Origin of the sequence: Amycolatopsis kentuckyensis (assembly GCF_041679295.1) — a bacterium.
Classification (GTDB): domain Bacteria; phylum Actinomycetota; class Actinomycetes; order Mycobacteriales; family Pseudonocardiaceae; genus Amycolatopsis; species Amycolatopsis kentuckyensis_A.
Genome location: NZ_JBGDMD010000002.1, coordinates 1021311 through 1044144 on the forward strand (window position 1 = coordinate 1021311; position 22834 = coordinate 1044144).

19 protein-coding genes are annotated in these 22834 nt (G+C 71.6%); 12 read left to right on the forward strand and 7 right to left on the reverse strand.

The window, feature by feature from the left end:
- The first annotated feature begins 130 nt into the window (after window positions 1-130).
- The 6 genes from ACERZO_RS11010 to ACERZO_RS11035 are packed head-to-tail and all read left to right on the forward strand — an operon-like array spanning window position 131 to window position 8581.
- The gene (locus ACERZO_RS11010) at window positions 131-1060 is read left to right on the forward strand and encodes a carbohydrate ABC transporter permease (protein ID WP_372664436.1); all 930 of its coding nucleotides are present in this window, start codon (window positions 131-133) and stop codon (window positions 1058-1060) included.
- A 1-nt stretch (window position 1061) separates the two neighbouring features.
- On the forward strand, window positions 1062-1925 hold the full coding sequence (locus ACERZO_RS11015) for a carbohydrate ABC transporter permease (RefSeq protein ID WP_372664437.1): 864 nt from the start codon (window positions 1062-1064) through the stop codon (window positions 1923-1925).
- A 28-nt stretch (window positions 1926-1953) separates the two neighbouring features.
- On the forward strand, window positions 1954-3291 hold the full coding sequence (locus tag ACERZO_RS11020; protein ID WP_372664438.1) for an ABC transporter substrate-binding protein: 1338 nt from the start codon (window positions 1954-1956) through the stop codon (window positions 3289-3291).
- Entirely contained in the window at window positions 3288-4826 is a 1539-nt protein-coding gene (locus ACERZO_RS11025) for an alpha-N-arabinofuranosidase (protein WP_372664439.1), read from the forward strand. The genes ACERZO_RS11020 and ACERZO_RS11025 overlap by 4 nt, the downstream gene beginning before the upstream one ends.
- Window positions 4819-6567: a glycoside hydrolase family 35 protein gene (locus ACERZO_RS11030; protein ID WP_372664440.1), complete on the forward strand. Its 1749-nt coding sequence runs from the start codon at window positions 4819-4821 to the stop codon at window positions 6565-6567. The genes ACERZO_RS11025 and ACERZO_RS11030 overlap by 8 nt, the downstream gene beginning before the upstream one ends.
- A 34-nt stretch (window positions 6568-6601) precedes the next feature.
- Window positions 6602-8581 carry an RICIN domain-containing protein gene (locus ACERZO_RS11035; protein ID WP_372664441.1) on the forward strand — a complete coding sequence of 660 codons (1980 nt, stop codon included), beginning with the start codon at window positions 6602-6604 and terminating at the stop codon, window positions 8579-8581.
- Window positions 8582-8761: 180 nt separating this feature from the next.
- Here the strand turns inward: ACERZO_RS11035 and ACERZO_RS11040 are convergent, their stop codons facing one another.
- Window positions 8762-9028 carry a hypothetical protein gene (locus ACERZO_RS11040; protein ID WP_372664442.1) on the reverse strand — a complete coding sequence of 89 codons (267 nt, stop codon included), beginning with the start codon at window positions 9026-9028 and terminating at the stop codon, window positions 8762-8764.
- 72 nt (window positions 9029-9100) lie between these two features.
- Window positions 9101-9439, reverse strand: a complete 339-nt coding sequence (locus ACERZO_RS11045) for a DUF3140 domain-containing protein (RefSeq protein WP_372664443.1) — start codon at window positions 9437-9439, stop codon at window positions 9101-9103.
- A 176-nt stretch (window positions 9440-9615) separates the two neighbouring features.
- Here ACERZO_RS11045 and ACERZO_RS11050 point away from each other — a divergent pair, with 176 nt between their 5' ends.
- Complete coding sequence (locus ACERZO_RS11050) at window positions 9616-10335, forward strand: ANTAR domain-containing response regulator (RefSeq protein ID WP_372664617.1); 720 nt, start codon at window positions 9616-9618, stop codon at window positions 10333-10335.
- Here the strand turns inward: ACERZO_RS11050 and ACERZO_RS11055 are convergent.
- From ACERZO_RS11055 to ACERZO_RS11065, 3 genes are all read right to left on the reverse strand, one after another.
- Window positions 10295-11251, reverse strand: coding sequence for an RNA polymerase subunit sigma-70 (locus ACERZO_RS11055; RefSeq protein WP_372664444.1), 957 nt, complete (start codon window positions 11249-11251; stop codon window positions 10295-10297). The two genes, ACERZO_RS11050 and ACERZO_RS11055, sit on opposite strands and share 41 nt — an antisense overlap.
- A gap of 5 nt (window positions 11252-11256) precedes the next feature.
- Window positions 11257-11985: an SDR family oxidoreductase gene (locus tag ACERZO_RS11060; RefSeq protein WP_372664445.1), complete on the reverse strand. Its 729-nt coding sequence runs from the start codon at window positions 11983-11985 to the stop codon at window positions 11257-11259.
- Between the two features lie 83 nt (window positions 11986-12068).
- Window positions 12069-12959, reverse strand: a complete 891-nt coding sequence (locus ACERZO_RS11065) for a MurR/RpiR family transcriptional regulator (protein ID WP_372664446.1) — start codon at window positions 12957-12959, stop codon at window positions 12069-12071.
- A gap of 116 nt (window positions 12960-13075) precedes the next feature.
- Here ACERZO_RS11065 and ACERZO_RS11070 point away from each other — a divergent pair, with 116 nt between their 5' ends.
- The 3 genes from ACERZO_RS11070 to ACERZO_RS11080 are packed head-to-tail and all read left to right on the forward strand — an operon-like array spanning window position 13076 to window position 16109.
- The gene (locus ACERZO_RS11070; RefSeq protein WP_372664447.1) at window positions 13076-14467 is read left to right on the forward strand and encodes an MFS transporter; all 1392 of its coding nucleotides are present in this window, start codon (window positions 13076-13078) and stop codon (window positions 14465-14467) included.
- Window positions 14464-14898: a GAF domain-containing protein gene (locus ACERZO_RS11075; protein WP_372664448.1), complete on the forward strand. Its 435-nt coding sequence runs from the start codon at window positions 14464-14466 to the stop codon at window positions 14896-14898. The genes ACERZO_RS11070 and ACERZO_RS11075 overlap by 4 nt, the downstream gene beginning before the upstream one ends.
- The gene (locus ACERZO_RS11080) at window positions 14895-16109 is read left to right on the forward strand and encodes a metal-dependent hydrolase family protein (RefSeq protein ID WP_372664449.1); all 1215 of its coding nucleotides are present in this window, start codon (window positions 14895-14897) and stop codon (window positions 16107-16109) included. The genes ACERZO_RS11075 and ACERZO_RS11080 overlap by 4 nt, the downstream gene beginning before the upstream one ends.
- Before the next feature lie 42 nt (window positions 16110-16151).
- On the opposite strand, the gene ACERZO_RS11085 is transcribed toward ACERZO_RS11080, so the two are convergent.
- Together ACERZO_RS11085 and ACERZO_RS11090 are read right to left on the reverse strand one after the other, a co-directional pair.
- A complete protein-coding gene (locus ACERZO_RS11085; protein ID WP_372664450.1) occupies window positions 16152-17222 on the reverse strand; it encodes an aldo/keto reductase in 1071 nt (356 codons plus the stop codon).
- A 138-nt stretch (window positions 17223-17360) separates the two neighbouring features.
- Window positions 17361-18875: a tannase/feruloyl esterase family alpha/beta hydrolase gene (locus tag ACERZO_RS11090; RefSeq protein ID WP_372664451.1), complete on the reverse strand. Its 1515-nt coding sequence runs from the start codon at window positions 18873-18875 to the stop codon at window positions 17361-17363.
- A 136-nt stretch (window positions 18876-19011) separates the two neighbouring features.
- Between ACERZO_RS11090 and ACERZO_RS11095 the strand changes: the two genes are divergently transcribed.
- Together ACERZO_RS11095 and ACERZO_RS11100 are read left to right on the forward strand one after the other, a co-directional pair.
- On the forward strand, window positions 19012-21705 hold the full coding sequence (locus ACERZO_RS11095; RefSeq protein WP_372664452.1) for a helix-turn-helix transcriptional regulator: 2694 nt from the start codon (window positions 19012-19014) through the stop codon (window positions 21703-21705).
- 92 nt (window positions 21706-21797) lie between these two features.
- Window positions 21798-22832, forward strand: a complete 1035-nt coding sequence (locus ACERZO_RS11100; protein ID WP_372664453.1) for an alpha/beta fold hydrolase — start codon at window positions 21798-21800, stop codon at window positions 22830-22832.
- Window positions 22833-22834 lie beyond the last annotated feature (2 nt).

Here is a 22834-nt window from a genome sequence, read left to right on the forward strand (position 1 = left end):
GTCCACGACGGGGGGATGCAGCCGGCACGAGTGTCTCCTCGGGAGTGTCCTGGACATGTTTACGTCAACACGTTACCCTTCGGCGCGGAAATGTTGACGTAAACATCCACAGGAAACTCCCGGAGGGACGATGACGTCCACAGCGGCACCGCCCGTCGCGGCACCGGCTCGCCCGGCGCCGTCGGCCCGCCGCCCGCGGCGGAACTGGCGGGGCTGGCTCTTCGTCGCCCCCTTCATGCTCGTGTTCGCGCTCACGTTCGTCGCGCCGGTCGGCTACGCGTTCGTCCTCAGCCTCTTCCGCGACCAGGCCTTCTTCGGTGGCACGGTGTTCGTCGGCGGCGACAACTACGCGCAGGTGCTCGCCGACCCGAAGTTCTGGGAGGCCTTCCGGCGGGTGCTGGTGTTCCTCGCCGTGCAGGTGCCGATCATGCTGGTGCTCGCGCTGATCGCGGCGCTGGCGATCGACAGCGCCCGCCTGCACGCCGCCGGGTTCTTCCGGGTCGTCATCTTCCTGCCGTACGCCGTGCCCGCCGTGGTCGCCGCCCTGATGTGGGGCTTCATCTACGGAGACCACTTCGGACTGGCCGCGGACCTCAACCACCTGTTCGGCACCGACGCGATCAAGCCGTTGTCCCAGAACTGGTTGCTCGCTTCCATCGGCAACGTCGTCACGTGGGAGTTCGTCGGCTACAACATGCTGATCTTCTACTCCGCGCTCAAGGTGATCCCCAAGGAGCTGTTCGAAGCGGCTTCGATCGACGGCGCCGGCGCGTTCCGCACGATCCTGTCGGTCAAGCTCCCGGCGATCCGCGGGGCCATCGTGATCGCCACGATCTTCTCGATCATCGGCAGCTTCCAGCTGTTCAACGAGCCGAACATCATGCGCAACCTGGTGCCGAACGTGATCGGCACGTTCTACACGCCGAACATGTACGCCTACAACCTCTCCTTCGCCGGCCAGCAGTACAACTACTCCGCCGCGGTCGCGATCGTGATGGGCGTGATCACCGCGGTCATCGCCTACGTCGTGCAGCTGCGCGGCTCCCGGAAGGGGATGTGACGTGGCGACCTTCTCGGTGACGCGGCCGCGCAAGTCCCGCGTCCTCACCGCGGTCATGGCGCTGTACCTGCTCTACACCCTGGTGCCGCTGGCCTGGCTGCTGATCAACGCCGCCAAGACCCAGGACGCGCTGTTCTCGACGTCCGGCCTGTCCTTCGGCGGCTCGTTCGCGCTGTTCGACAACATCGCCCAGACCTTCACCTACAACGGCGGGATCTTCTTCCGCTGGCTGGGCAACACCCTGCTCTACGTCGTGGTCGGCGCCGGCGGCGCGACGATCCTCGCCACCGCGGCGGGCTACGGCCTGGCGAAGTACCGCTTCCCGGGCCGCCGCGCGGTGTTCGCCGTCGTCCTCGGCGCCGTGGCCGTCCCCGCGACGGCGCTCGCCGTGCCGACGTTCCTGATGTTCAGCAAGCTCGGCCTGACCAACACGCCGCTCGCCATCATCATCCCGTCGCTGATCAGCCCGTTCGGCCTCTACCTGATCTGGGTCTACGCCGCCGACGCGATCCCCGACGAGCTCCTGGAAGCGGCGCGGATCGACGGCGCCGGCGAGCTCCGGATCTTCCTCACCGTGACGCTGCGCCAGCTCGTCCCCGGCATCGTCACGGTCGCGCTGTTCACGATGGTGCAGACCTGGAACAACTACTTCCTGCCGCTGATCATGCTCAGCGAGCCCAAGTGGTACCCGCTGACCGTCGGCCTCAACCAGTGGAGCGCGCAGGCCAACGGCGCCGGCGCCCAGCCGATCTTCAACCTCGTGCTCACGGGGTCGTTGCTCACGATCATCCCCCTCGTCCTCGCTTTCCTGCTCATGCAACGGTTCTGGCAATCCGGGCTGAGCGCGGGCAGCGTCAAGCAATAGCCGTCACACCGTCGTGAAGGGACACCCGATGTCACGCATCCGCAGTCGCGCCAAGGCGTTCGCCGCCGTGGCGCTCGCCGCCGCCCTCGCGGTCGGCTGCTCGTCCGGGAGCTCGTCCGGCCCGGCCGCCGCCACCGGCACCCAGGACTCGGTCGACGCCGCGCTCAAGGCGGGCGGGACGATCACGTACTGGAGCTGGACCCCCTCGGCCAAGGACCAGGTCGCCGCGTTCGAGAAGGAATACCCGAACGTGCACGTGAACTACGTCAACGCCGGGACGAACAAGGACGAGTACACCAAGCTGCAGAACGCGATCAAGGCCGGCAACGGCGCGCCGGACGTGGCGCAGATCGAGTACTACGCGCTGCCGCAGTTCGCGTTGACCGATTCGCTGGTGAACCTGGATCAATACGGCTTCGGTGCGTTCGAAAAGGACTACAGCGCCTCGACCTGGGCGCAGGTGAAGAACAGCAACGGGCTCTACGGCCTGCCGCAGGATTCCGGGCCCATGGCCCTGTTCTACAACAAGGAAGTCTTCGACAAGAACGGCATCGCCGTGCCGAAGACGTGGGACGAGTACATCGCGGCGGCCAAGAAGCTGCACGCCGCCGACCCCACCAAGTACATCACCTCCGACACCGGCGACCCCGGGTTCGCGCTGAGCATGATCTGGCAGGCGGGCGGGCGGCCGTTCACCGTCGACGGCAAGAACGTGAAGATCAACTTCGCGGACCCGGGCGTCAAGAAGTGGACCGCGGACTGGGACCAGCTGATCCAGGGCAAGCTGCTCGCCCCGGTCAAGGAGTGGTCCGACGACTGGTTCCGCGCCCTCGGTGACGGCACCATCTCGTCCCTGGTCACCGGTGCCTGGATGCCCGGCAACTTCATGTCCTCGGTGGCCGCCGGCAGCGGGAAGTGGGCCGTCGCGCCGATGCCGACCTACGACGGCAAGCCGGTGACCGCGGAAAACGGCGGCAGCACGCAGTCCGTGGTCAAGCAGAGCGCCAACCCGGCGCTGGCCGCGGCGTTCGTCCGCTGGCTCAACCACGGCGGCGGCGTCCAGCCGTTCATCAAGAGCGGCGGCTTCCCGTCGACGACGGCCGACCTGACCTCGCCCGCGTTCGTCGACCAGGCCGTGCCGTACTTCGGCGGCCAGAAGATCAACCAGGTGCTGACGAGCGCGTCGAAGGACGTCGCGCCGGGCTGGACCTACCTGCCGTACCAGACCTACGCCAACAGTGTCTTCAGCGACACCGTCGGCAAGGCCTACCTGAACGGCACCGGCCTGGACGCCGGGCTGGCGGCCTGGCAGCAGGCGCTGGTCGACTACGGCAACCAGCAGGGCTTCACCGCCAGCGCCGGATGAGCGTCCACATCGAAGGTGACGCGGGCGAGGTGATCGGCCCGGTCCCGCGTCGCCTCTTCGGCTCGTTCGTCGAGCACATGGGCCGGTCCGTCTACACGGGACTGTACGAACCGGGCCACTCCACAGCGGACGATCGCGGGTTCCGCGGTGACGTGCTGGAGCTGGTCCGGGAACTCGGTCCGAGCGTGCTCCGCTACCCGGGCGGCAACTTCGTCTCCAGCTACCGCTGGGAGGACGGCGTCGGCCCCGACCGGCCGCGCCGGCTCGACCCGGCCTGGCACAGCGTCGAGTCCAACCGCTTCGGCCTGCACGAGTTCGTCGCGTGGGCCGAAGCCGCGGGTGCCGAGGTGATGTACGCCGTCAACCTCGGCACCCGCGGCATCCAGGAAGCCGTCGACGTCCTGGAGTACTGCAACCTCCCGGGCGGCACGGAACTGAGCGAGCGGCGGCGCGCGAACGGCGCCGACCGCCCGTTCGGCTTCAAGCTGTGGTGCCTCGGCAACGAGATGGACGGCCCGTGGCAGATCGGCCACAAGACGGCCGACGAGTACGGCCGCCTGGCCGCCGAGACCGCGCGGGTCGTGCGGATGATCGACCCGGACGTCGAGCTGGTCGTCGCGGGCAGCTCGCACGCGGACATGCCGACGTTCGGTTCGTGGGAACGCACGGTGCTGCGCCACACCGCCGAGCTGGTCGACCACATCTCGCTGCACGCCTACTACCAGGAGCTGCACGGCGACACCGACAGCTACCTGGCCAGCGGCGCCGCGCTGGACCGCTTCATCGGCACCACCGCGGGCATCATCGACGAGACGCTCGCCGAACTGGGCCTGGACAAGAAGATCGGGATCAGCGTCGACGAGTGGAACGTCTGGGACCTGCGCCGCTGGAACGAGGTCGACCAGGCCCGGCTCGCCGAGGGCGGCTGGCGGGAGCACCCGCGGATCATCGAAGACGACTACACCGTCACCGACGCGGTCGTCGTCGGCTCGCTGCTGAGTTCCCTGCTGCGCAACGTCGACCGCGTCACCATGGCGAACCAGGCCCAGCTGGTGAACGTCATCGCGCCGATCCGCACCGAGCCCGGCGGGCCGGCGTGGCGGCAGACGACGTTCCACCCGTTCCAGCGGGTGGCCGCGCTGGCGAGCGGGGCCAGCCTGCGCCTGTCGGTCGAGGGCGACCGGCTCCGCACCGCGCAGCACGGCGAGGTCGACCTCGTCGACGTCGCCGCGACGGCGGGGGAATCCGGGCGTGGCGCGGTGTTCCTGACCAACCGCGCCACCGCGTCGCCGACCGAGGTCCGGATCCGCCTGCGCGGCGCGCGGTACGGGTTGTACGCCGCCGAAACGCTGACCACGCCCGAAGGCGGGACGCGCCACACGACCAACACCGCCACCGCGCAACCGGTCCGGCCGGTGCCGCTACCCGGCGCCGCCGCGACGTCCGACCCCGGGGGGACGACCATCACCGTGACACTGCCACCGTTGTCCTGGACCGTGCTCCAGCTGAGCCCGGAGGCGGCTTCGCATGCCTGAGTTCGCCATCGGGGACACCGACTTCCTGCTCGACGGGCAGCCATTCCGGATCCTTTCCGGTGCCCTGCACTACTTCCGGGTGCACCCGGACCTGTGGGCGGACCGGATCGACAAGGCCCGGCGGATGGGCCTGAACACCATCGAGACGTACGTCCCGTGGAACGCGCACGCCCCTTCGCCGGACACGTTCGACCTGTCCGGCGGGCTCGACCTCGACCGCTTCCTGCGGCTCGTCGCCGAGGCCGGGATGTACGCGATCGTCCGGCCCGGCCCGTACATCTGCGCGGAGTGGGACAACGGCGGCCTGCCGGCGTGGCTGTTCCGCGACCCGGCGGTCGGGGTCCGCCGGTACGATCCGCGCTACCTCGCCGCCGTGCGCGAGTACCTGACGCGCGTCTACGAAGTCGTGGTGCCGCACCAGGTCGACCGCGGCGGGCCGGTGCTGCTTGTCCAGGTCGAGAACGAGTACGGCGCGTTCGGCGACGACAAGCAGTACCTGCGGGCGCTGGCCGACCACACGCGCGCGTCCGGGATCACCGTGCCACTGACCACAGTGGACCAGCCGGACATGCTCGAAGCCGGCAGCCTGGAGGGGCTGCACCGCACCGCGTCCTTCGGTTCCGGCGCGCGGGAGCGGCTCGCGATCCTGCGCGCGCACCAGCCGACCGGGCCGCTGATGTGCAGCGAGTTCTGGAACGGCTGGTTCGACCACTGGGGCGCGCACCACCACACGACGCCGGCCGCGGACGCCGCGGCGGAGCTCGACGCGCTGCTCGCCGCGGGCGCGTCGGTCAACCTGTACATGTTCCACGGCGGCACCAACTTCGGCCTCACCAACGGCGCCAACGACAAGGGCGTCTACCAGCCGCTGGTGACGTCCTACGACTACGACGCGCCGCTGGACGAAGCCGGCGACCCGACGCCGAAGTACCACGCGTTCCGGGACGTGATCGCGCGCTACCACAAGGTTCCGGACTCCGTCCCGCCGCCGGCGCGGCCCGCCCCGACGGCCCACGCCGTGCTGCGCGACCCGGTCCGGCTGCTCGACGCCCCGGACCGCTGGGGCACCTGGGAGTTCCACGAGGAGCTGCCCGCGTTCGACGACCTGACGCCGATGCCGCGCCTGGCACTGCTGCGCACGACCGTTTCGGGCGACCGGCCGGGCGTCCTGACGTTCGGCGAAGTCCGCGACCGCGCGACCGTGTTCTTCGACGGCGACCCGGTCGGCACGCTGCAGCGCGACCACCACGAGCGGGCGATCGCGCTGCCGCGGGCGCACGGCGAGCTGCTCGTGCTGGTGGAGGACCAGGGCCGCGTCGACTACGGCCCGCGGATCGGCGAGGCGAAGGGCGTCATCGGCGGCGCGGCGCTGCACGGCGAGCCGCTGACCGGCTGGGACGTCCTGCCGCTGGAGCTGGACGCGCTCCCCGGGCTGCGGCCGGCCGCGCCGTCGCTGGTCGCCGGGGCGGTGGCCGGGCCGGTGCTGCTGCGGGCTTCGGTGGACGTCGACGCGTCCGCCGACCTGTTCCTCGACACCGGCGAGTGGGGCAAGGGCCTGGTGTGGTTCAACGGGTTCCCGCTCGGCCGGTACTGGCGGCGCGGGCCGCAGCGGACGCTGTACGTGCCGCGCCCGGTCGTCCACGCGGGCGCCAACGACCTCGTCGTGCTCGAACTGGACACGATGCTCGACCCGGCGGCGCGGTTCGTGCCGCGGCCGCTGCTGGGCCACACGGAGGCCTGAGGAAATCCCCACCGAACGAAGGGCAAGTTCGACGATGAACCTGCGGCGTTTGCTGACCGTCCTTTGTGTACCGATCGTGGCGATGGGGGTGGCCGCGGCACCCGCTTCCGCCGCCACCGCCGCCACCGCCGCCACCGCCGTCACCGTTCGTCCCGACCCGACCTATCGCCAGCAGCCGTTCGAGGGCTGGGGGTCGAGCCTGGCGTGGATGGCCGAGGCGACCGGCGGCTACCCCGACTCCGTCCGCAACCGCTTGGCGGACCTCGTTTTCGGCCCGGACGGGCTCAACCTGAACATCGCCCGGTTCAACATCGGCGGCGGCAACGCCCCGGACGTCCCGGCCTACCTGCGGCCCGGCGGCGCGGTCCCGGGCTGGTGGAAGGCACCGGCCGGGACCACCCGCGCCGACAAGGACTGGTGGACACCCGGGGACCCGGCCGAGTTCGACGCGGCCGCGGACCCGAACCAGCGCTGGTGGGTCGACAAGATCAAGAAGCGCGTCACGAAGTGGGAGGCGTTCAGCAACTCGCCGCCGTACTTCCAGACCGTTTCGGGGTACGTCTCCGGCGGCTTCGACGCAACCGACGAACAGCTGCGTCCGGACAAGATCGGCGACTTCACCGCGTACCTGGCGCAGGTCGTGCGCACGCTGGAACGCGCGCACGGCATCGAGTTCTCGTCGGTGGACCCGCTGAACGAGCCGAACACGAACTACTGGAAGACCACCCTCGGCGCCGACGGGAACCCGACCGGCGGCCGCCAGGAGGGCGCGCACATCGGGCCGGCCGTGCAGTCGCGGCTGATCCCGGCGACGGCCGCGGCGCTGCCCGGGAAGGTCGTCTCCGCGCCGGACGAGACGAACCCGGACATCTTCGCCGCGGACTGGGCGGGCTGGTCGGCCGAGGCGCGGGCGGCAGCGGGCCGGCTGAACGTGCACACCTACGGCACCGGCAACCGGCCGATCCCGCGTGACCTGGCGAAGGGCGCGTCGAAGCCGTTGTGGATGAGCGAGGTCGGCGGGAGCTGGCTGGACCGGCAGGACTTCACCAGCATGGACCCCGGGCTCGGGCTGGCCGGCCAGATCACCGACGACCTGCGCCTGCTGGAGCCGAGCGCGTGGGTCAGCTGGCAGCCGATCGAGGACTACGACAACATGAAGCCCGGTGGGGAGTCGGCGGCCGGGATGAACTGGGGCGAGATCCAGGTTCCGTTCGACTGCACCACTTCGGACTGTCCTATTAGGACCAACACGAAGTTCGACACGATGCGGAACTTCACCCACTACATCCGGCCGGGTGACCGCCTGATCGCGTCGAACGACACTTCCTCGACGGCCGCGATGCGCGGCGACGACCTGTCTTCGGTGGTCCACGTCAACTCGGGGACGGCGGAGCAGGACGTCACGCTGGACCTGGCCGGCTTCGGGTGCGTCCGGCCGGGCGCGTCGGTGACGCCGGTCGTCACCGACGTCACCGGCGCGCTGCGCCGCGGCAAGCCGGTGCGGGTGACGTCGGCCAAGGCGACGCTGCGGGTCCCGGCCCGTTCGGTGACGACGTTCGTGGTCGACGGGGTGTCGTCGACGGCCGCGGGCACGGGGCTGGGTTCGGGAAAGCCGTTCACGTTCACCGGGGTGCAGAGCGGCAAGTCGCTGTCGGCGGAGAACGGCGGACTGGTCCAGCGCACGACGGACGCGTCGGCGGCCGCGCAGCGCTGGACGTTGACCGACCGCACGGGCCGCTACGGCAACCGCGACCGGTTCTCGATCGCGTCGGCGGCGACGGGCCAGGTCTTGAGCACGTCGGGTGGCGCGGTGACGCTCGCCCCGCCGGGAACATCGGACCCGGCGGCGCAGTGGACGCTGTCGACCACGGGTGACGGGACGTGGACGTTCGTCAACGCGGCGAGCGGCCAGCTGCTGGACGTCACCGGCGAGTCCCGCGACGACGGGGCACGGATCGGGCTGTACCGGCCGACGAACGGGCCGAACCAGCGCTGGCAGGCCGTAGCGAGGTAGCCGGACCGCCCCAATGTGGCCTTCGGTGCGTCTGACGCACCGAAGGCCGCCTTGGGTGCGTCAGACGCAACCAAGGCCACATTGGGGTGCTTGGCCGGGGCTGTGGACAACCCGGGCAGCCGCGCGCGGAGGGCGCCGATTCCGTCGGTGCCCTCCGCTAGCGTGGAAACCGGGGGCTGCTCAGTCCGCTGAGCCGTACGGACGCTGCGACGCGCCCTTGTGGCCCTCCGCTTCACGGCCCTCGTCGGCCGCGATCTCCTCGGCGCCGCGGCGGCCGCTGTCGCCCGAGTCCGGCTCCACGTCCGTCGGGGACATCGTCCCCTCCGACGCGATCCCGGAACCGTGCGAACCGCTCGCCTCCCGGGCCTTGTCCGCGGCGGCCGCCGCCGTCGGGTCGTCGCCCGCGACGTCCGGTGCCCAGCCGTGGTGGTGCTCCTGTTCGGCCATGACGGCCTCCTCACCTGCCCCCTGTGCCCGGTCGCGTACCCGGCGGAGGCGGCGGCAAACCCGGCCGCGAGCTCAGCCCGCCGGTTTGAGCGGGTCGTGACCGATCGACATCAGCCGGTGCCGCCAGTGGGATTCACCCGCCGTCGGCTCGAGGTCGTCGCGGCGCTGCGCGTGCACCCGGTCGATGACCTTCCGCATCACCTCGGCGTCACGGGAGTCCGCGTCGCCCCGGCGCTTGCGCAGCACCGCCAGCACCTGGTGGCCGGTCGGCGGGCCCGCCTCGTCGGGCAGCGGCTCGGCCTCCGGGCCCGCGTCGCGCGTGCGCAGCCACTCCTCCAGCTCGCGCGACGTCATGTTCACCACCCGGTGGAACTCCGCCCACAACTCGTCGTCAACTGCCGTGTTGCTCATTTTCCCGGGCTACCCGGCGCGGCCCTCGCCAAACCGCACGCGCACGGCCGGTAGAGTTCTCCCGGACCCGTTGAAACGCCAGCGGTGGTCTCGGTTGACGCTGCTGGCGAGCTCTTTCCCATTGCTCGCCGCTTGACGCATGGGAGGGGTGGATCTTGCCGACCACTGGCGACGCCATGGCGGAGCGGGTCGACGAGCTGAACGCCGTCCTGTCCGATCTCGTCGGGGTCCTCGAATCGGTCTCGGACACGCCGGGCTTGCTGGACGCGGTGTGCGGTGAAGCCGTCCGGGTGGTGCCCGACGCGGACTTGGCGAGCATCGTGGTGGTCCGCGACGGCGTGACGCAGACCGCGGCCTTCACCGACGAGCGCGCCCGGCGCATCGACGACGTGCAGTACGCGGCGGGCGACGGTCCCGGCCTGTTCGCGGCGCTCACCGGCGAGGTGGTGCGGGTCGCCGTCGGCGACACCGGCGACCGGTGGCCCGAGTTCGTCCTCGCGGCCAAGGAACTCGGCGTGGGCAGCTACCTGGCGATCCCGCTGCGCGTGGACGACACGCTCGTCGGGGCGATCACGCTGTTCGGCTTCGGCGCGCACGGCTACCACGAGTTCGACACGAAGGTGCTGCGGCTGTTCACGTTGTGCGTGGAGACGGTCCTGCGGCTGACCCGCCGCTACCGGGAGGCCCGCCGGCTCGCCGACGAGCTCCGCAACGCGATGGAGACCCGGGCGGTGATCGAGCAGGCCAAGGGCATGCTGATGCTCATCCACCGCGCGAGCGAGGACGCGGCGATGCAGCGCCTGATCGTCGAGTCGCAGCACACGAACACGAAGCTGCGCGACGTCGCGGCCCGTTTCACGAAGAGGATGAGTTCGACCGAGGGAGGTCGTGGCTAGGGACCGCGAACACCGGGACCAGCGTCGCGTCGTTGAACGCCGTGATCCGCGCGATCCGCGTCCCGGTGACCGTCAGCACCTGCACCCCGTGCGCCGCGAACCGGTCACCCTCCTTCGCGTACTCGATCAGGGCCGGCTGGCCGTTCGCCCGCGACGGCACCAGCCGCCAGGCCCCCGGCCGCAGCACGCGGCGGCTGAGGAACCCGGCCACCGCGGCCCGGCCGGTGAACCACGTCGGGATCGGCGGCATCTCCAGCTCGACGTCGGCGCGCAGCAACGTCACCAGCGCGCCCGGGTCGGCGCGGACGAACGCGTCCACGTACCGGTCGAGCAACCGGCCCTGCCCGGCCGGTTCGGCGAGGTCCTCCTGGACCGGGCCCGCCTCGGCGAGCCGGCCGCGGGCCCGGCGCAGCGCGCTGTCGACCGCGGCCGGGGTGGTGCCGAGCATCTCGGCGACCTCGGCGGTGCCGAACGCCAGCACGTCCCGCAGGGTCAGCACCGCCCGCTGCCGGGCGGGCAGCAGCTGCAGCGCGGCGACGAACGCCAGCCGCACCCCGGCGCGCCCCGCCACGACCGCGGCCGGGTCGAGGAGCGCGTCGGGGATCGGCTGCAGCCAGGGCACCGACGGGTCCGCTTCGGCCACCGCGACCCGGTGGTCGTCGGCCGGCGCGCCCAGCCCCGACGGCAGCGGCCGCCGGGCCCGGGTTTCCAATGCCGTCAGGCAGGCGGTCGTGGCGATCTTGTACAGCCAGCGCCGCACCGACGAGCGGCCCTCGAACCCGCCGAACGCGCGCCACGCCCGCAGGTAGGTCTCCTGCACGAGGTCCTCGGCGTCGTGGATCGAGCCGAGCAGGCGGTAGCAGTGCGCGAGCAGCTCGGGCCGGAACTGCTCGGTGCGCGCGGCGAAGTCGGTCATGGCAGTCAGAGCGTACGCAGGCCGGTGCCGCTGACCTGGTACTCCGCGGCGTCGCCGTCGACGATCTCGAGGACGGCCTTGGCGACCTGCTCCGGCGTCAGGACCGATTCCATCTTCGCGACGAAGGTGTCGCGGTCGACGCCGTTGCGCGCGGCGTAGCCCTCGACGCCGGCGGTGCCGAGGCCGGTGGCGGGCGTCAGCTGCGGCAGGAGCGTGGCGAACCGGAGGCCGAGCCCGGCGCGCTCCGACTCCTCGGCGCCGTACGCGCGCAGGTACCGGATCGCGGCTTTCGCGCTGGCGTACCCACCGCTGAGCGGCGACCCGCCGATGGCCGCGCCGCTCGACATCGAGACGACGACGCTGCCCTTTTCGAGGGGCTGCCGCAGGGCGGCACGCGTCCAGGCGAAGACGTGCCGGGTGTCGACGTGCCAGTTGCGGCTGAAGGTCTCCCAGGTCTGTTCGTGCACGGGTGCCATGTGCGGCACGGCACCCGCGTTGAGGACGAGCAGGTTCGGCCGGTGTTCGCGGAGCACGCTTTCGGCGAGGGCGTCGTCGGTCGCGTCGGCGGCGACGGGGACGAAGCTCGTGCCGAGCTCGTCACGCACGGCGTCGAGTTCGGGCGCGCTGCGGGCGATCCCGACGACGGTGCGGCCGCCGGCGACGAGCGCGGCGGCGATGGCGCGCCCGAAGCCGCGGCCGGCCCCGGTGACGACGGCGGTGGACTGGGTGGACATGGGCACTCCCGAGGTGGTCGATGCGGACCGGATCGAGACCACCGGGGGAGCGCAAAACCGTCGCCGAGTGACCCAGCTCACACTCACGAGGGCTTGGCGGACGGGCGGCGGTGCAGGAGGTCGAACCGCGACCACATCGCCTCCGCGGCCTCGATCGACTCGCTCGTCCGCGCCGGGTCCACCGCCGCCAGCTGGGCGACGATCGCCTGGACCAGCGCCATGCCCGCGGTCAGCGACGGGAAGAACGTCACGCCCTCCGCCGGCACCATCAGCACCTGCTCGACCGCGCCCGCCAGGGCCGGGCTGGCCGCGTCCGTCACGGCGAACACCCGCGCGCCGCGGCTCTTCGCCTCGCTCGCCGCCAGGACCGTGCTCTCGTACAGGCGCCAGAAGCTGATCGCCACCAGGACGTCGTCCGAGGTCAGCTTCGCCGTCTGGTTGGCGAGTTCCGCGTCGCCCGCCGTCACCGCGTGGACGTCGTAGCCCGCGAGACGCGCGTTGTGCGCGAAGGCGATACCGACCGCCGCGTAGCTGCCGTCGGCGATCACCAGCGTCCGGCGGGCCGCCGCGATCGCGCGGGCGACCTCGCGGATCACCTCTTCGTCGAACCGCCGGTTCAGCAGGGCGAGGCTGTCGAGGTCGCGGCGCAGCGACGCCGAGCCGGGCGAGTCGACGCCGCGGTGCTCCTCGGCGACCTGCGGCGCGCTCAGCGACGACATGTACCGGGCCCGCAGCTCCTGCTGCAACGCCGGCCAGCCGGCGAAGCCCAGCGCCTGCGCCGTGCGCGTCACGGTCGCGACGTTGACGCCGGCGAGCTGGGCCAGCTCGGCCGTCGAGCCGAAGGACGCCCGCCGCGGCTGGGAGACGAGAACCTCCAGCACGGCGGCCGATTTCGGCCGCAGCCCGCGCTCGGGCAGCCGGTCCCGCAGCCACGCCTCGAAACCGTCGTCTTCCGCCACCGCGTGCCCTCCCATCGGATCGCGTAGACCGTAACGCAGGTGTTTCGACTTGCAACGAACGTTGCAAAAACAAGAAAACGCAGTATACGTTGTCCGCACTCCCCGGCGCCCGGACACGGAAGGCGTTCCCCATGACCCTGCTGGCACGACTGGATCGGCTGCCGCTCAGCCGGCCCCACTACAAACTGCTGCTGATCGGCGGGCTCGGCTACACCTTCGACGGCATGGACTCGGCGGTCGTCGCCTTCCTGCTGCCCAGCGCCAAGGCGGCGTGGGGCCTCGACAACGGCCAGCTCGGGCTGATCGGCTCCGCGACGCCGTTCGGCTTCCTCTTCGGCGCGATCGCCGCCGGCCTGCTCGGCGACCGCATCGGCCGCAAGAAGGTCATGATGTACGCGCTGGCCTTCTACGCGCTGTTCTCCGTCGTCGCGTCCTTCTCGCCCAACTACGAGGTCTTCCTCGGCGCGCGGGTGCTCGCCGGGGCGGGCGCCGGCGCGGAAAGCGCGATCATCGCGCCGTTCCTGTCCGAGTTCGTGCCGGCCAAGCGGCGCGGCTGGTTCGTCGGCGCGCTCGCCGGGTTCTTCTCCTTCGGGTTCGTCGCGGCCGCGCTGATCGGGCGGTTCGTCGTGCCGTCGTTCGACGAGGGCTGGCGGGTCGCGCAGCTGGTCACCGCGCTGCCGATCGTGATGCTGCTGTGGTGGCGCCGGTCGCTGCCCGAGTCACCGCGGTTCCTGCTCGCGCAAGGCCGGGTCGCCGAAGCCGAGAACGTCGTCGCCAAGATGGAGCGCGACGTCGAGAAGGCCACCCGCACGACGCTCCCGCCGGTGCCGCCCGCCGACGCCCAGCCGGCCACCGAGACGCCGAAGGTCAACCTGTTCAGTGCGCTGAAGTTCCTGTGGAGCCCCGCGATGCGGCGCCGGACGGCGGTGATCTGGACCGTCTGGTTCGTGATCACGTTCTCCTACTACGGCTTCTTCTCGTGGATCCCGACGCTGCTCGTCGAACGCGGCATCACGGTCACGAAGAGCTTCGAGTTCTCGATCATCATCTACCTGGCCCAGGTGCCCGGGTACTTCTCCGCCGCGTGGCTGTCCGAACGGCTCGACCGCAAGCACACCATCGCGCTGTACCTCGCCGGCTCGGCCGTGAGCGCGTTCTGGCTGAGCCAGACGAGCGCGCCGTGGTCGATCACGCTCGCCGGCGCGGTGCTGTCGTTCTTCCTCAACGGCACCTACGCCGGGGTGTACTCCTACACGCCCGAGGTGTTCCCGACCTGGATCCGCGCCAGCGGCACCGGCCTGTCCAGCGCGTTCGGCCGGGTCGGCAGCATCCTCGCGCCGACGATCATCGGCCTGTCCTCGGCGAGCCTCGGGTTCGCCGGCGTCTTCGGCATGACGACGGCGGTGCTGGCGGCCGGCGTGCTCTGCGTGCTCGTCTTCGGCCTGTCCACCGCGGGCCGGTCCCTGGAAGAACTGACCGAACACGGCGCGCCGAAGGCCGCCGCGAAGGAGATGACGAAGTGAGTTTGTCCACTGTGGAGGAACGGGTGCGCGACGCGATCGGCGTGCGGCTGTTCACGGTGCTCGCGTGGGTGCCGCAGCGGCGCGCGTTGCGGCGTGTGCACAGCAGCCACCCGGCGGAGTACCCGGTGGGCGGGGAGAAGACGGTCGAGGTCGCGGCCGGCTGGCTCGAGCGCTGCATCACCGCCCAGGAGCCGTACTTCGGGCCGGACCGCGCGGCGGTGCGCGAGATCTTCGCCGACCACGACCTGATCGAAGGCCTCGGCTGCGGCTCGATCATCAACGTGCCGGTGGTCGCCGACGGCCGGACGCTCGGGGTGCTCAACATCCTCGACGCCGAAGGCAGCTACGACGAAGATGCGGTGGTGGTGGCGGAATCGCTGGCGCCGCTGGCCGTGTCCGCCCTGCTCGACCTGGAGAAGGAGAACCGGTGACCGGATCACTGCTGCTGCGCAACGCCCGGCTGCTCGACCCGCTGTCCGGCGAGTACACCGAGGGCGACGTGCGTTCCGCCGACGGCCGGATCGTCGAGGTGGGGCCGGGTCTCGCCGCGGCGGACGTGCCGTCCTTGGACGTGCGGGGCGCGGTCGTGCTGCCCGGGCTGGTCGACGCGCACGTGCACGTCACGGCGTCGACGGCGGACCTGGGTTCGCTGTCGTCGTCATCACCGTCCTATGTGGCCGCTCAGGCCGCGCAGACGATGAGCCGGATGCTGGATCGCGGGTTCACCACGGTCCGCGACGCGTCGGGCGCCGACTACGGCCTGGCGGACGCCCAGGCGGACGGGCTGTTCCGCGGGCCGAGGCTGCTGTTCTGCGGTCGCGCGTTGAGCCAGACGGGCGGCCACGGCGACAGCCGCACCCGCGGTACGCAGGTGAAGGACGACCACCCGTGCTGCGCGGGGCTGGGCCGGGTGGCCGACGGCGTGGACGCGGTCCGCGCGGCCGCCCGCGACGAGCTGCGCAAGGGAGCGCACCACATCAAGGTGATGGCCTCGGGCGGCGTCGCGTCCCCGACCGACCGAATCGATTCGACGCAGTACTCGGCGGAGGAGCTGAGCGCGATCGTCGAAGAGGCGACGGCGGCGAACCGTTACGTGGCAGCGCACGCGTACACCGCGCGGGCCGTCAATCGCGCGTTGGAGCTGGGTGTTCGCTCGATCGAGCACGGCAACCTGCTGGACGACCGGAGCGTTTCGCTGTTCCTGTCCCAGGACGCGTACCTGGTCCCGACACTGGTGACGTACTGGGCGTTGAAGGAGGAAGGGCGCGAGCACGGGCTGCCGGAGGCGAGCTGGCGCAAGGTCGACGAGGTCCTGGGCGCGGGCATGGCGGCGTTGGAGCGAGCGGCCCGCGGCGGCGTGAAGCTGGTCTACGGAACGGACCTGCTGGGTGGCATGCACCGTCACCAGAACCACGAGTTCCGCCTGCGGGGTGAAGTCCAGACCCCGCTGGAGGTCATCCGTTCGGCAACCTCGACAGCGGCGGACTTGCTGAACCTGACGGGCGAGATCGGGACATTGGCCGTGGGCGCGCACGCGGACCTGCTGGTGGTGGACGGAGATCCGCTCGCGGACATCGGCGTTCTGGCGGACCCGAAGCACTTCCGCCACATCGTCCAGGCCGGCGAGGTGGTTTCGGGCTGAGCGGGGTGGTGCGCGGAGCGGCCGGTGCCGCTCCGCGCCCGTTCACCAGTTCCGCACTGCGGGCGCGTACCCCGCCGGCTTGTCGCCCACCTTCGTTTCCGGTGTGACGATCCAGTTCTGGTACTGCGCCGTGAACATCCGGTACACCGACGCCGGCGGGACCGCGCTCGCCTCGTCGAGCACCTTGCGCAGCTCGGCGGGGATTGCGAAGTCCAGTGCCGCCATGCTCGCTTCCAGCTGGCCCGCGCTGCTCGCGCCCACGATCGCCGAGGCGATGCCCGGTTGCGTGGCCACCCAGTTGATCGCCACCTGGGCCATCGTCACGCCCAGCTTGCCCGCCACCTCTTCCAGCGGCTTCAGCAGCTGCCAGTCGCGGTCCGTCCACGTCTGGGCGTCGGGGTCGGAGAACCGGCCGGAACCGCCGTCGCGGTACTTGCCCGTCAGGAAGCCGCCGGCCAACGGGCTCCACGCCGTCACGCCGAGGCCGAGTTCCTGGCCCATCGGAACGTGCTCGGTCTCGATCTGGCGCTGCACCAGCGAATACGGCAGCTGCAGGTTGATCATCGGGGTGAGCGACTGTGCCTCGGCGATGCTCTGGGCGCGGGCCGCGTACCAGGCCGGTACGTCGGACAGGCCCGCGTAACGGATCTTGCCCGCTCGGACGAGGTCGTCGAGCGTGCGGACGACCTCCTCGACCGGGGTCAGCCGGTCCCACGTGTGCAGCAGGAACAGGTCGACGTAGTCGGTGCCCAGCCGGCGCAGCGACGCCTCGAGCGCGCGGATCAGGTGCTTGCGGCCGTTGCCGCCCGCGTTGGGGTCGCCGGGGTCGACGCTGTTGGTGAACTTGGTGGTCAGGACCACCCGGTCGCGCACGTTCGCTTCGGCGATGAGGCGGCCGAGGATGGTCTCGCTTTCGCCGGCGGTGTAGAAGTCCGCCGTGTCGAGGAAGTTGCCGCCCTCGTCGAGGTACTTGCGGAAGATCGGGCGGGCTTCGTCTTCGGTTTTCCCGTAGGCGGCGTGGAAACCGCCGGTGCCGAAGTTCATGGTGCCGAGCGCGAGCCTGCTGACGCGCAGTCCGGACCGGCCGAGGAGGTAGTACTGGTCGAGTGCCATGACTTCAGCGTGCCGAGCCGTTTTTGGACCCGCAAGTCCAGTCCGCGAGCGCCCCAATGTGGCCTTGGTTGCGTCTCACGCACCCAAGGCGGCCTTCGGTGCGTCTGACGCACCGAAGGCCACATTGGGGCGCTGGGGTCAGCGGCAGCGGTAGCTCGACGCCACCGCCGGGTCGCCACCCGTGTACCGCGAGACCGACGGGTACGGGCACAGGTTCCGGGTCTTGCCGTCCGCCGAAGCGGCCGTCAGCGTCGCCGGAGCCTTGCCCTTCTCGACCCAGTCGACCAGCTGCCCGAGCGCGTTCGTCGGCTCCGGGCCGCCACCGCCGAAGCAGTGCTCGACACCCGGCGCGGAGAACAGCCGGTAGAAGTCGTTCACCCGGTGCGCGCCACCCATGGTCCGCTCCACCTCACGGCGGTAGGACAGCGTGCCGCCCGGCGGGATCAGCTGGTCGTTCGCGCCCACGAACGTGATCAGCTTGCCGCCGGCGCGGCGGAAGGCCGACAGGTCCGGGTCGGACGTGCCGATGACGTCGTCGTACTCCCGCACCGACTGGCGGAACACGTCGGCGTACTGGGCGTACGTCAGCTTCGAGGTGTCGAAGCCGGCCTGCTTCTCCACGAACGACTGCACCCACTTGACGGCCACCGGGAAGCCCGGCGCGACGAGCGTGCCGTCGGGGCCGGGTGTCGTGCCGGCCAGCCAGGTGAAGTCCGCGCCCTTCGGCAGCCCGGACCACAGCTTGCGGCCGCGCTCGTCGGTCGGGCCGGCCCAGATCTTGCGCATGACGTCGGCGTCCGCCGCCGTGACGGTGAACTCCTTGCCGTCGCAGACGACCTTCGTGCCGACGAGGCTGCGCGGGTCGTAGCTGCACTCGTCGGGCCGGTCGACGATGCCGTTGGTGACGCCGTCGTTCGCGTCGCACGCCTGGACCGCGGCGGTCCGGAACGCCGAAAGCACGCACGTGCTGGGGAAGTCGTGGCTCTGGTTCATCACGACCTGCGGCCACAGCGTCGCGACGGCGAACTGCGTCCAGTCGACGGCCGGGGCGTTGGCCAGGATGCCGTCGAAGTCGTGGGCGTAGTTCTGCGCCTCGGAGTAGCCCTGGCGGCCGCCGGTCGAGCAGCCGGTCCAGTACGAGTACGTCGCCGGGCGGTGGTAGTACCGCTGCGTGACGGCCTTGCCGATCAGCGCCTCTTCGTGCACCGAACGGGTGGCGAAGTTGGTCAGCAGCGTCTGGTCGACCTTGCCGGGGGCGGTCAGCGCCCACGACGTGTCGAGCCCGTCCAGGGACACGCCGGCGTCGGTCGTCACGCCGGTGTAGCCGTCCTTGACGGCCTGGGCGAGGCCGTCGAAGTTGCCGGCGGCGTAGGCGCTGCCGCCGAGGGCCTGCAGCCGGCCGGTCCAGCCGGTGTCGGGCAGGGCCACGGCGACCTTGACGTGGTCGGTGCCGGAGTGGGTCAGCGTGACGGTGAGCTGGCAGTAACCGGTCTTGTGCTCCGCCTGGACCGACTCGATCTTCGCGCCGGCGGGCGCCTCGACCGGCACCGCGGCACAGACCGGCGTCGTGGCCGACGCGCTCGGGGCGAGCGGGATCAGGCCGGTCAGCAGGAGCGGCACGGCGGCCGCCAAGAACTTGGGGATGCGTCTCATCGGTTCCTCGGATCGCTTGCGTGGACGCTGCGAAGCTAGGGGGCGGCGGGTGGTCGCCGCGCCCGTCGGGTGACGCTGTCGATGTACGTCACCCGGCCTTGAGCTGCGGAAACGCGGGTTGGGTAAGGTCGGTCGCATGGCGTTGCACGGGCGGGAAGCCGAGCTGAAGGAGCTGGGCGAGCTCGTCGACGGTCCCGGGGACCGCAGCGGGATCGTCCTCCGCGGCGAAGCCGGGATCGGCAAGTCGGCGCTGGTGGCGGAGACGGCGGACGCGGCGTCGGTCGCGGGCTTGCGCGTGCTGCGGACGACCGGGGCGGAGGCCGAGCAGAACCTGGCGTACGCGGGGCTGCACCAGCTGCTGTACCCGGTCCGGGCGGGGGTGGCCGAGCTGCCCGGGCCGCAGCGGGACGCGGTGCGCACGGCTTTGGGCCTGGCGGACGGCGCTTCGCCGAGCGCCTACCTGGTGGGGCTCGCGGCGTTGACGTTGCTGGCCGAGGAGGCGGTGGCGAAGCCGTTGCTGCTGGTGGCGGAGGACGTGCACTGGCTGGACCGGGCGAGCGCGGACGTCCTGGCGTTCGTGGCGCGGCGCATCGAGAACGAGCCGATCGTCCTGGTGGCGACGGTCCGGGAGGGAGCTGCGTCACCGCTGCTGGACGCGGGACTGGCACCGATGGTGGTGGACCGGCTGGCGGCGGACGACGCGGCGGATTTGCTGGACGCGGTCGCGCCTCGGCTGGCGCCGGCGGTCCGGACGAGGTTGCTGACGGAGGCGGCGGGGCATCCACTGGCGTTGACGGAGCTGCCGTCGGCCCTGGCGGACTTCGACGGGTTGGACCCGGTGCTGCCGTTGACGGAGCGGCTGGAGCGCACGTTCACGGCGCGAGTGGCGGGCTTGCCGGAGGTGACCCGCACGGCGCTGCTGGTGGCGGCGCTGAACGAGACGACGGCGCTGGCGGAGACGTTGACGGCGACGGGCGCGCTCCTGACTGCGGACGTGGAGCCCGGCATCCTTGCCCCCGCCGTCGAAGCGCGGCTCGTCGAACTCTCCGCCGGCACCGTCACCTTCCGCCATCCCCTCATGCGCTCGGCCATCCCCGCCGCCGCCGCGCCCGACGAACGGCGCCGCGTTCACCTCGCCCTCGTCGAAGCCCTGCACGACCAGCCCGACCGCCGTGCCTGGCACCAGGCCGCCGCGACCGCCGGGCCCGATGAAACCGTCGCCGCCGAACTCGAGCGGACCGCCGAACGCGCCCGGTACCGCGGTGGCGCCGCTGCCGCCATCGCCGCTCTCGAACAGGCCGCGCGGCTCAGCGAACGGCCCGGAACCAAGACCGATCGGCTGCTCAAAGCCGCCGAACTGGCCGTCGAATCCGGGCGGCGCGAGACCGCCGAACGGCTCGTGCACGCCGCCAACCCCGCCGGCGCGACCCAACGGGCCACCGCGAGCCGGCTGCTCAGCGAGTTCGAAGACGGCGTCCGCGAAGACCCCGCCCGCGTCGCCGAACTCGCGGCCACCGCCCGGACCGTCGCCGCTACCGGCGAAACCGATGCCGCCCTGCGGATCCTCTGGAGCGCCGCCATGCGGTGCTTCTGGACCGAGCCAGGGCCGGCCGCGCGGCAGGCCCTGCTCGACGTCGCCGACGCGCTGCCCGTCCCGGCCGATGATCCGCGGATCGTGGCCGTCACCGCGTACGTCGCCCCCTTCGACCGCGGCCGGAGCGTCCTGGAAAAACTGAAAGAGCTGGCCGCGCGGACCGGCGCCGATCCGGAAGTCGACCGCTACCTCGGCAGCGCCGCACTCCAGGTCGGGGCCTTCGACCTCGCCGCCCGCTTCTCCGCGGCCGCCGCGCCGGGCCTGCGCGCGCAAGGACGGCTGGGGGCGCTGCCGCGGGCGCTGGCCGTGCTCGCGTGGAGCCGCGTCCGGCTCGGGGACCTGGCCGGTGCCGTGCCCGCCGCCGCGGAGGCCGCCCGCTTCGCCCGCGAAACCGGTCAGCCGTTCATGTACGGCCTGGCCACTGCCGTCCAGGCCGAGATCGCCGCCCTGCGCGGCGACCACAAGCAGGCGAAAACCCTCGCCGGCGAGGCCGAACGCACCGGGCTGGCGGCCGGGGCCCGGCCGGTGCTCGTCACCGTCCAGCTCACGCGCGGGCTCACCAACCTGAGCGAAGGCCGCTTCGAGGACGCCTTCGCCGACCTGCGCCGGCCACTCGACCCCGCCGACCCGACCTACCAGCTGGCCCTGCGCGCGTACTGCGTCGCGGAGCTGGCCGAAGCCGCCGTCCGGGCCGGGCGGACCGACGACCTGCGGGGCGTCCTGGCCGAGCTGGAGTGCCTGGACTCGCCGTCGCCCGCGCTGCACATCGGGCTGCGGTACGCCCGCGCCGTGCTCGACCCGAGCGACGAGCGGTTCGCCGAAGCGCTCGGCGCCGACCTGAGCGGCTGGCCCGCCGAACGCGGCCGCGTCCACCTGGCGTTCGGCGAGTGGCTGCGGCGGCAGCGGCGGGTCGTCGAGTCCCGGACGCACCTGCGGACCGCGCGCGAGACGTTCGACGCCCTCGGCATGACGGCCTGGGCCGAGCGGGCCCGGCGCGAGCTGCGCGGCGCGGGCGAGTCGAGCCCGAACCGCGGCCCGGACGCGCGCGAGAAGCTGACCCCGCACGAGCTGAGCATCGCGCAGCTGGCCGCGGAGGGGCTGACGAACCGCGAGATCGGGCAGCGGCTGTACCTTTCGCACCGGACCGTCGGCACGCACCTGCACCGGATCTTCCCCAAGCTGGGCGTGAGCTCCCGCGCCGACCTCGCCGGGATGCTGAAGACCCTCGAAGGGTGACGTACACCGGCTGCGTCACCTGACGGGCGCGAAGGTCACCGAACCGGCTCTAACGTCGTGAAAGTCCCACGGTCTTTCGCACAGGAGTCACGATGATCAGCAGGAGAAGGTTCGGGCAGGCGTTCGCGGCGGGGCTGGCGGCGACGTCCTTGGCGGCCTGCTCGTCGAACGCCGCCGCCCCCGCCGCGGCGCCGCCGACGACCCCTGACCTGCGGGCCGGATCGGGTCAGCACACTTCGCTCGGCGAAGTCAAGCACGCCGACGCCGGGGTGCTGACCATGGCGTACCACGAGTCCGGGCCGGCGACCGGGCAGCCGGTGGTCCTGCTGCACGGCTGGCCGTACGACCCGTACAGCTACGTCGACGTCGCGCCGATCCTGGCCGCGGCCGGCTTCCGGGTGATCATCCCGTTCCTGCGCGGCTACGGCCCGACGACGTTCAAGTCGGTGCAGACGGTCCGCAACGGGCAGCAGGCGGCGGTCGCGCTCGACGTCGTCGCGCTGCTGGACACGCTCAAGATCGACAAGGCGGTCCTGGGCGGCTACGACTGGGGCTCGCGGACGGTCGACATCATCGCCGCGCTGTTCCCGGAGCGGTGCAAGGCCGTCGTCGCGGTGAGCGGGTACATCGTCACGAACCTGGCGGCGAACCAGAAACCCCTGGCACCGCAGGCGGAGCTGGGCTGGTGGTACCAGTACTACTTCGCGACCGAGCGCGGCCGCGCGGGCTACGCGGCGAACCGCCACGACTTCAACAAGCTGATCTGGAAGACGGCGTCCCCGGCGTGGCACTTCGACGACGCGACGTACGACCGCAGCGCGGCGGCGTTCGACAACCCGGACCACGTGGACATCGTGATCCACAACTACCGCTGGCGGCTGGGCCTCGCCCCGGGCGAGCAGCAGTACGAGGCGTACGAACAGAAGCTGCAGGCGGGCCCGGCCATCACGGTCCCGGCGATCACGATCGCCAGCGACTTCGACGGCGCGGCCAAGGACGGCAAGGCCTACCGCGGCAAGTACACGGGGAAGTACGAACACCGGATCCTCGACGGGATCGGGCACAACGTGCCGCAGGAGGCGCCGAAGCCGTTCGCCCAGGCGATCCTCGACGCCGCCCGCGGATGAGA

Bases quoted from the DNA above. Each gene is read 5' to 3' on its own strand.
- ACERZO_RS11025 (WP_372664439.1), top strand. From the start codon at position 3,288: ATGAGCGTCCACATCGAAGGTGACGCGGGCGAGGTGATCGGCCCGGTC.
- ACERZO_RS11040 (WP_372664442.1), bottom strand. From the start codon at position 9,028: ATGGCCGAACAGGAGCACCACCACGGCTGGGCACCGGACGTCGCGGGC.
- ACERZO_RS11090 (WP_372664451.1), bottom strand. From the start codon at position 18,875: ATGAGACGCATCCCCAAGTTCTTGGCGGCCGCCGTGCCGCTCCTGCTG.
- ACERZO_RS11035 (WP_372664441.1), top strand. From the start codon at position 6,602: ATGAACCTGCGGCGTTTGCTGACCGTCCTTTGTGTACCGATCGTGGCG.
- ACERZO_RS11050 (WP_372664617.1), top strand. From the start codon at position 9,616: ATGGCGGAGCGGGTCGACGAGCTGAACGCCGTCCTGTCCGATCTCGTC.
- ACERZO_RS11030 (WP_372664440.1), top strand. From the start codon at position 4,819: ATGCCTGAGTTCGCCATCGGGGACACCGACTTCCTGCTCGACGGGCAG.
- ACERZO_RS11100 (WP_372664453.1), top strand. From the start codon at position 21,798: ATGATCAGCAGGAGAAGGTTCGGGCAGGCGTTCGCGGCGGGGCTGGCG.
- ACERZO_RS11085 (WP_372664450.1), bottom strand. From the start codon at position 17,222: ATGGCACTCGACCAGTACTACCTCCTCGGCCGGTCCGGACTGCGCGTC.
- ACERZO_RS11095 (WP_372664452.1), top strand. From the start codon at position 19,012: ATGGCGTTGCACGGGCGGGAAGCCGAGCTGAAGGAGCTGGGCGAGCTC.
- ACERZO_RS11060 (WP_372664445.1), bottom strand. From the start codon at position 11,985: ATGTCCACCCAGTCCACCGCCGTCGTCACCGGGGCCGGCCGCGGCTTC.
- ACERZO_RS11065 (WP_372664446.1), bottom strand. From the start codon at position 12,959: ATGGGAGGGCACGCGGTGGCGGAAGACGACGGTTTCGAGGCGTGGCTG.
- ACERZO_RS11020 (WP_372664438.1), top strand. From the start codon at position 1,954: ATGTCACGCATCCGCAGTCGCGCCAAGGCGTTCGCCGCCGTGGCGCTC.
- ACERZO_RS11055 (WP_372664444.1), bottom strand. From the start codon at position 11,251: ATGACCGACTTCGCCGCGCGCACCGAGCAGTTCCGGCCCGAGCTGCTC.
- ACERZO_RS11010 (WP_372664436.1), top strand. From the start codon at position 131: ATGACGTCCACAGCGGCACCGCCCGTCGCGGCACCGGCTCGCCCGGCG.
- ACERZO_RS11045 (WP_372664443.1), bottom strand. From the start codon at position 9,439: ATGAGCAACACGGCAGTTGACGACGAGTTGTGGGCGGAGTTCCACCGG.
- ACERZO_RS11070 (WP_372664447.1), top strand. From the start codon at position 13,076: ATGACCCTGCTGGCACGACTGGATCGGCTGCCGCTCAGCCGGCCCCAC.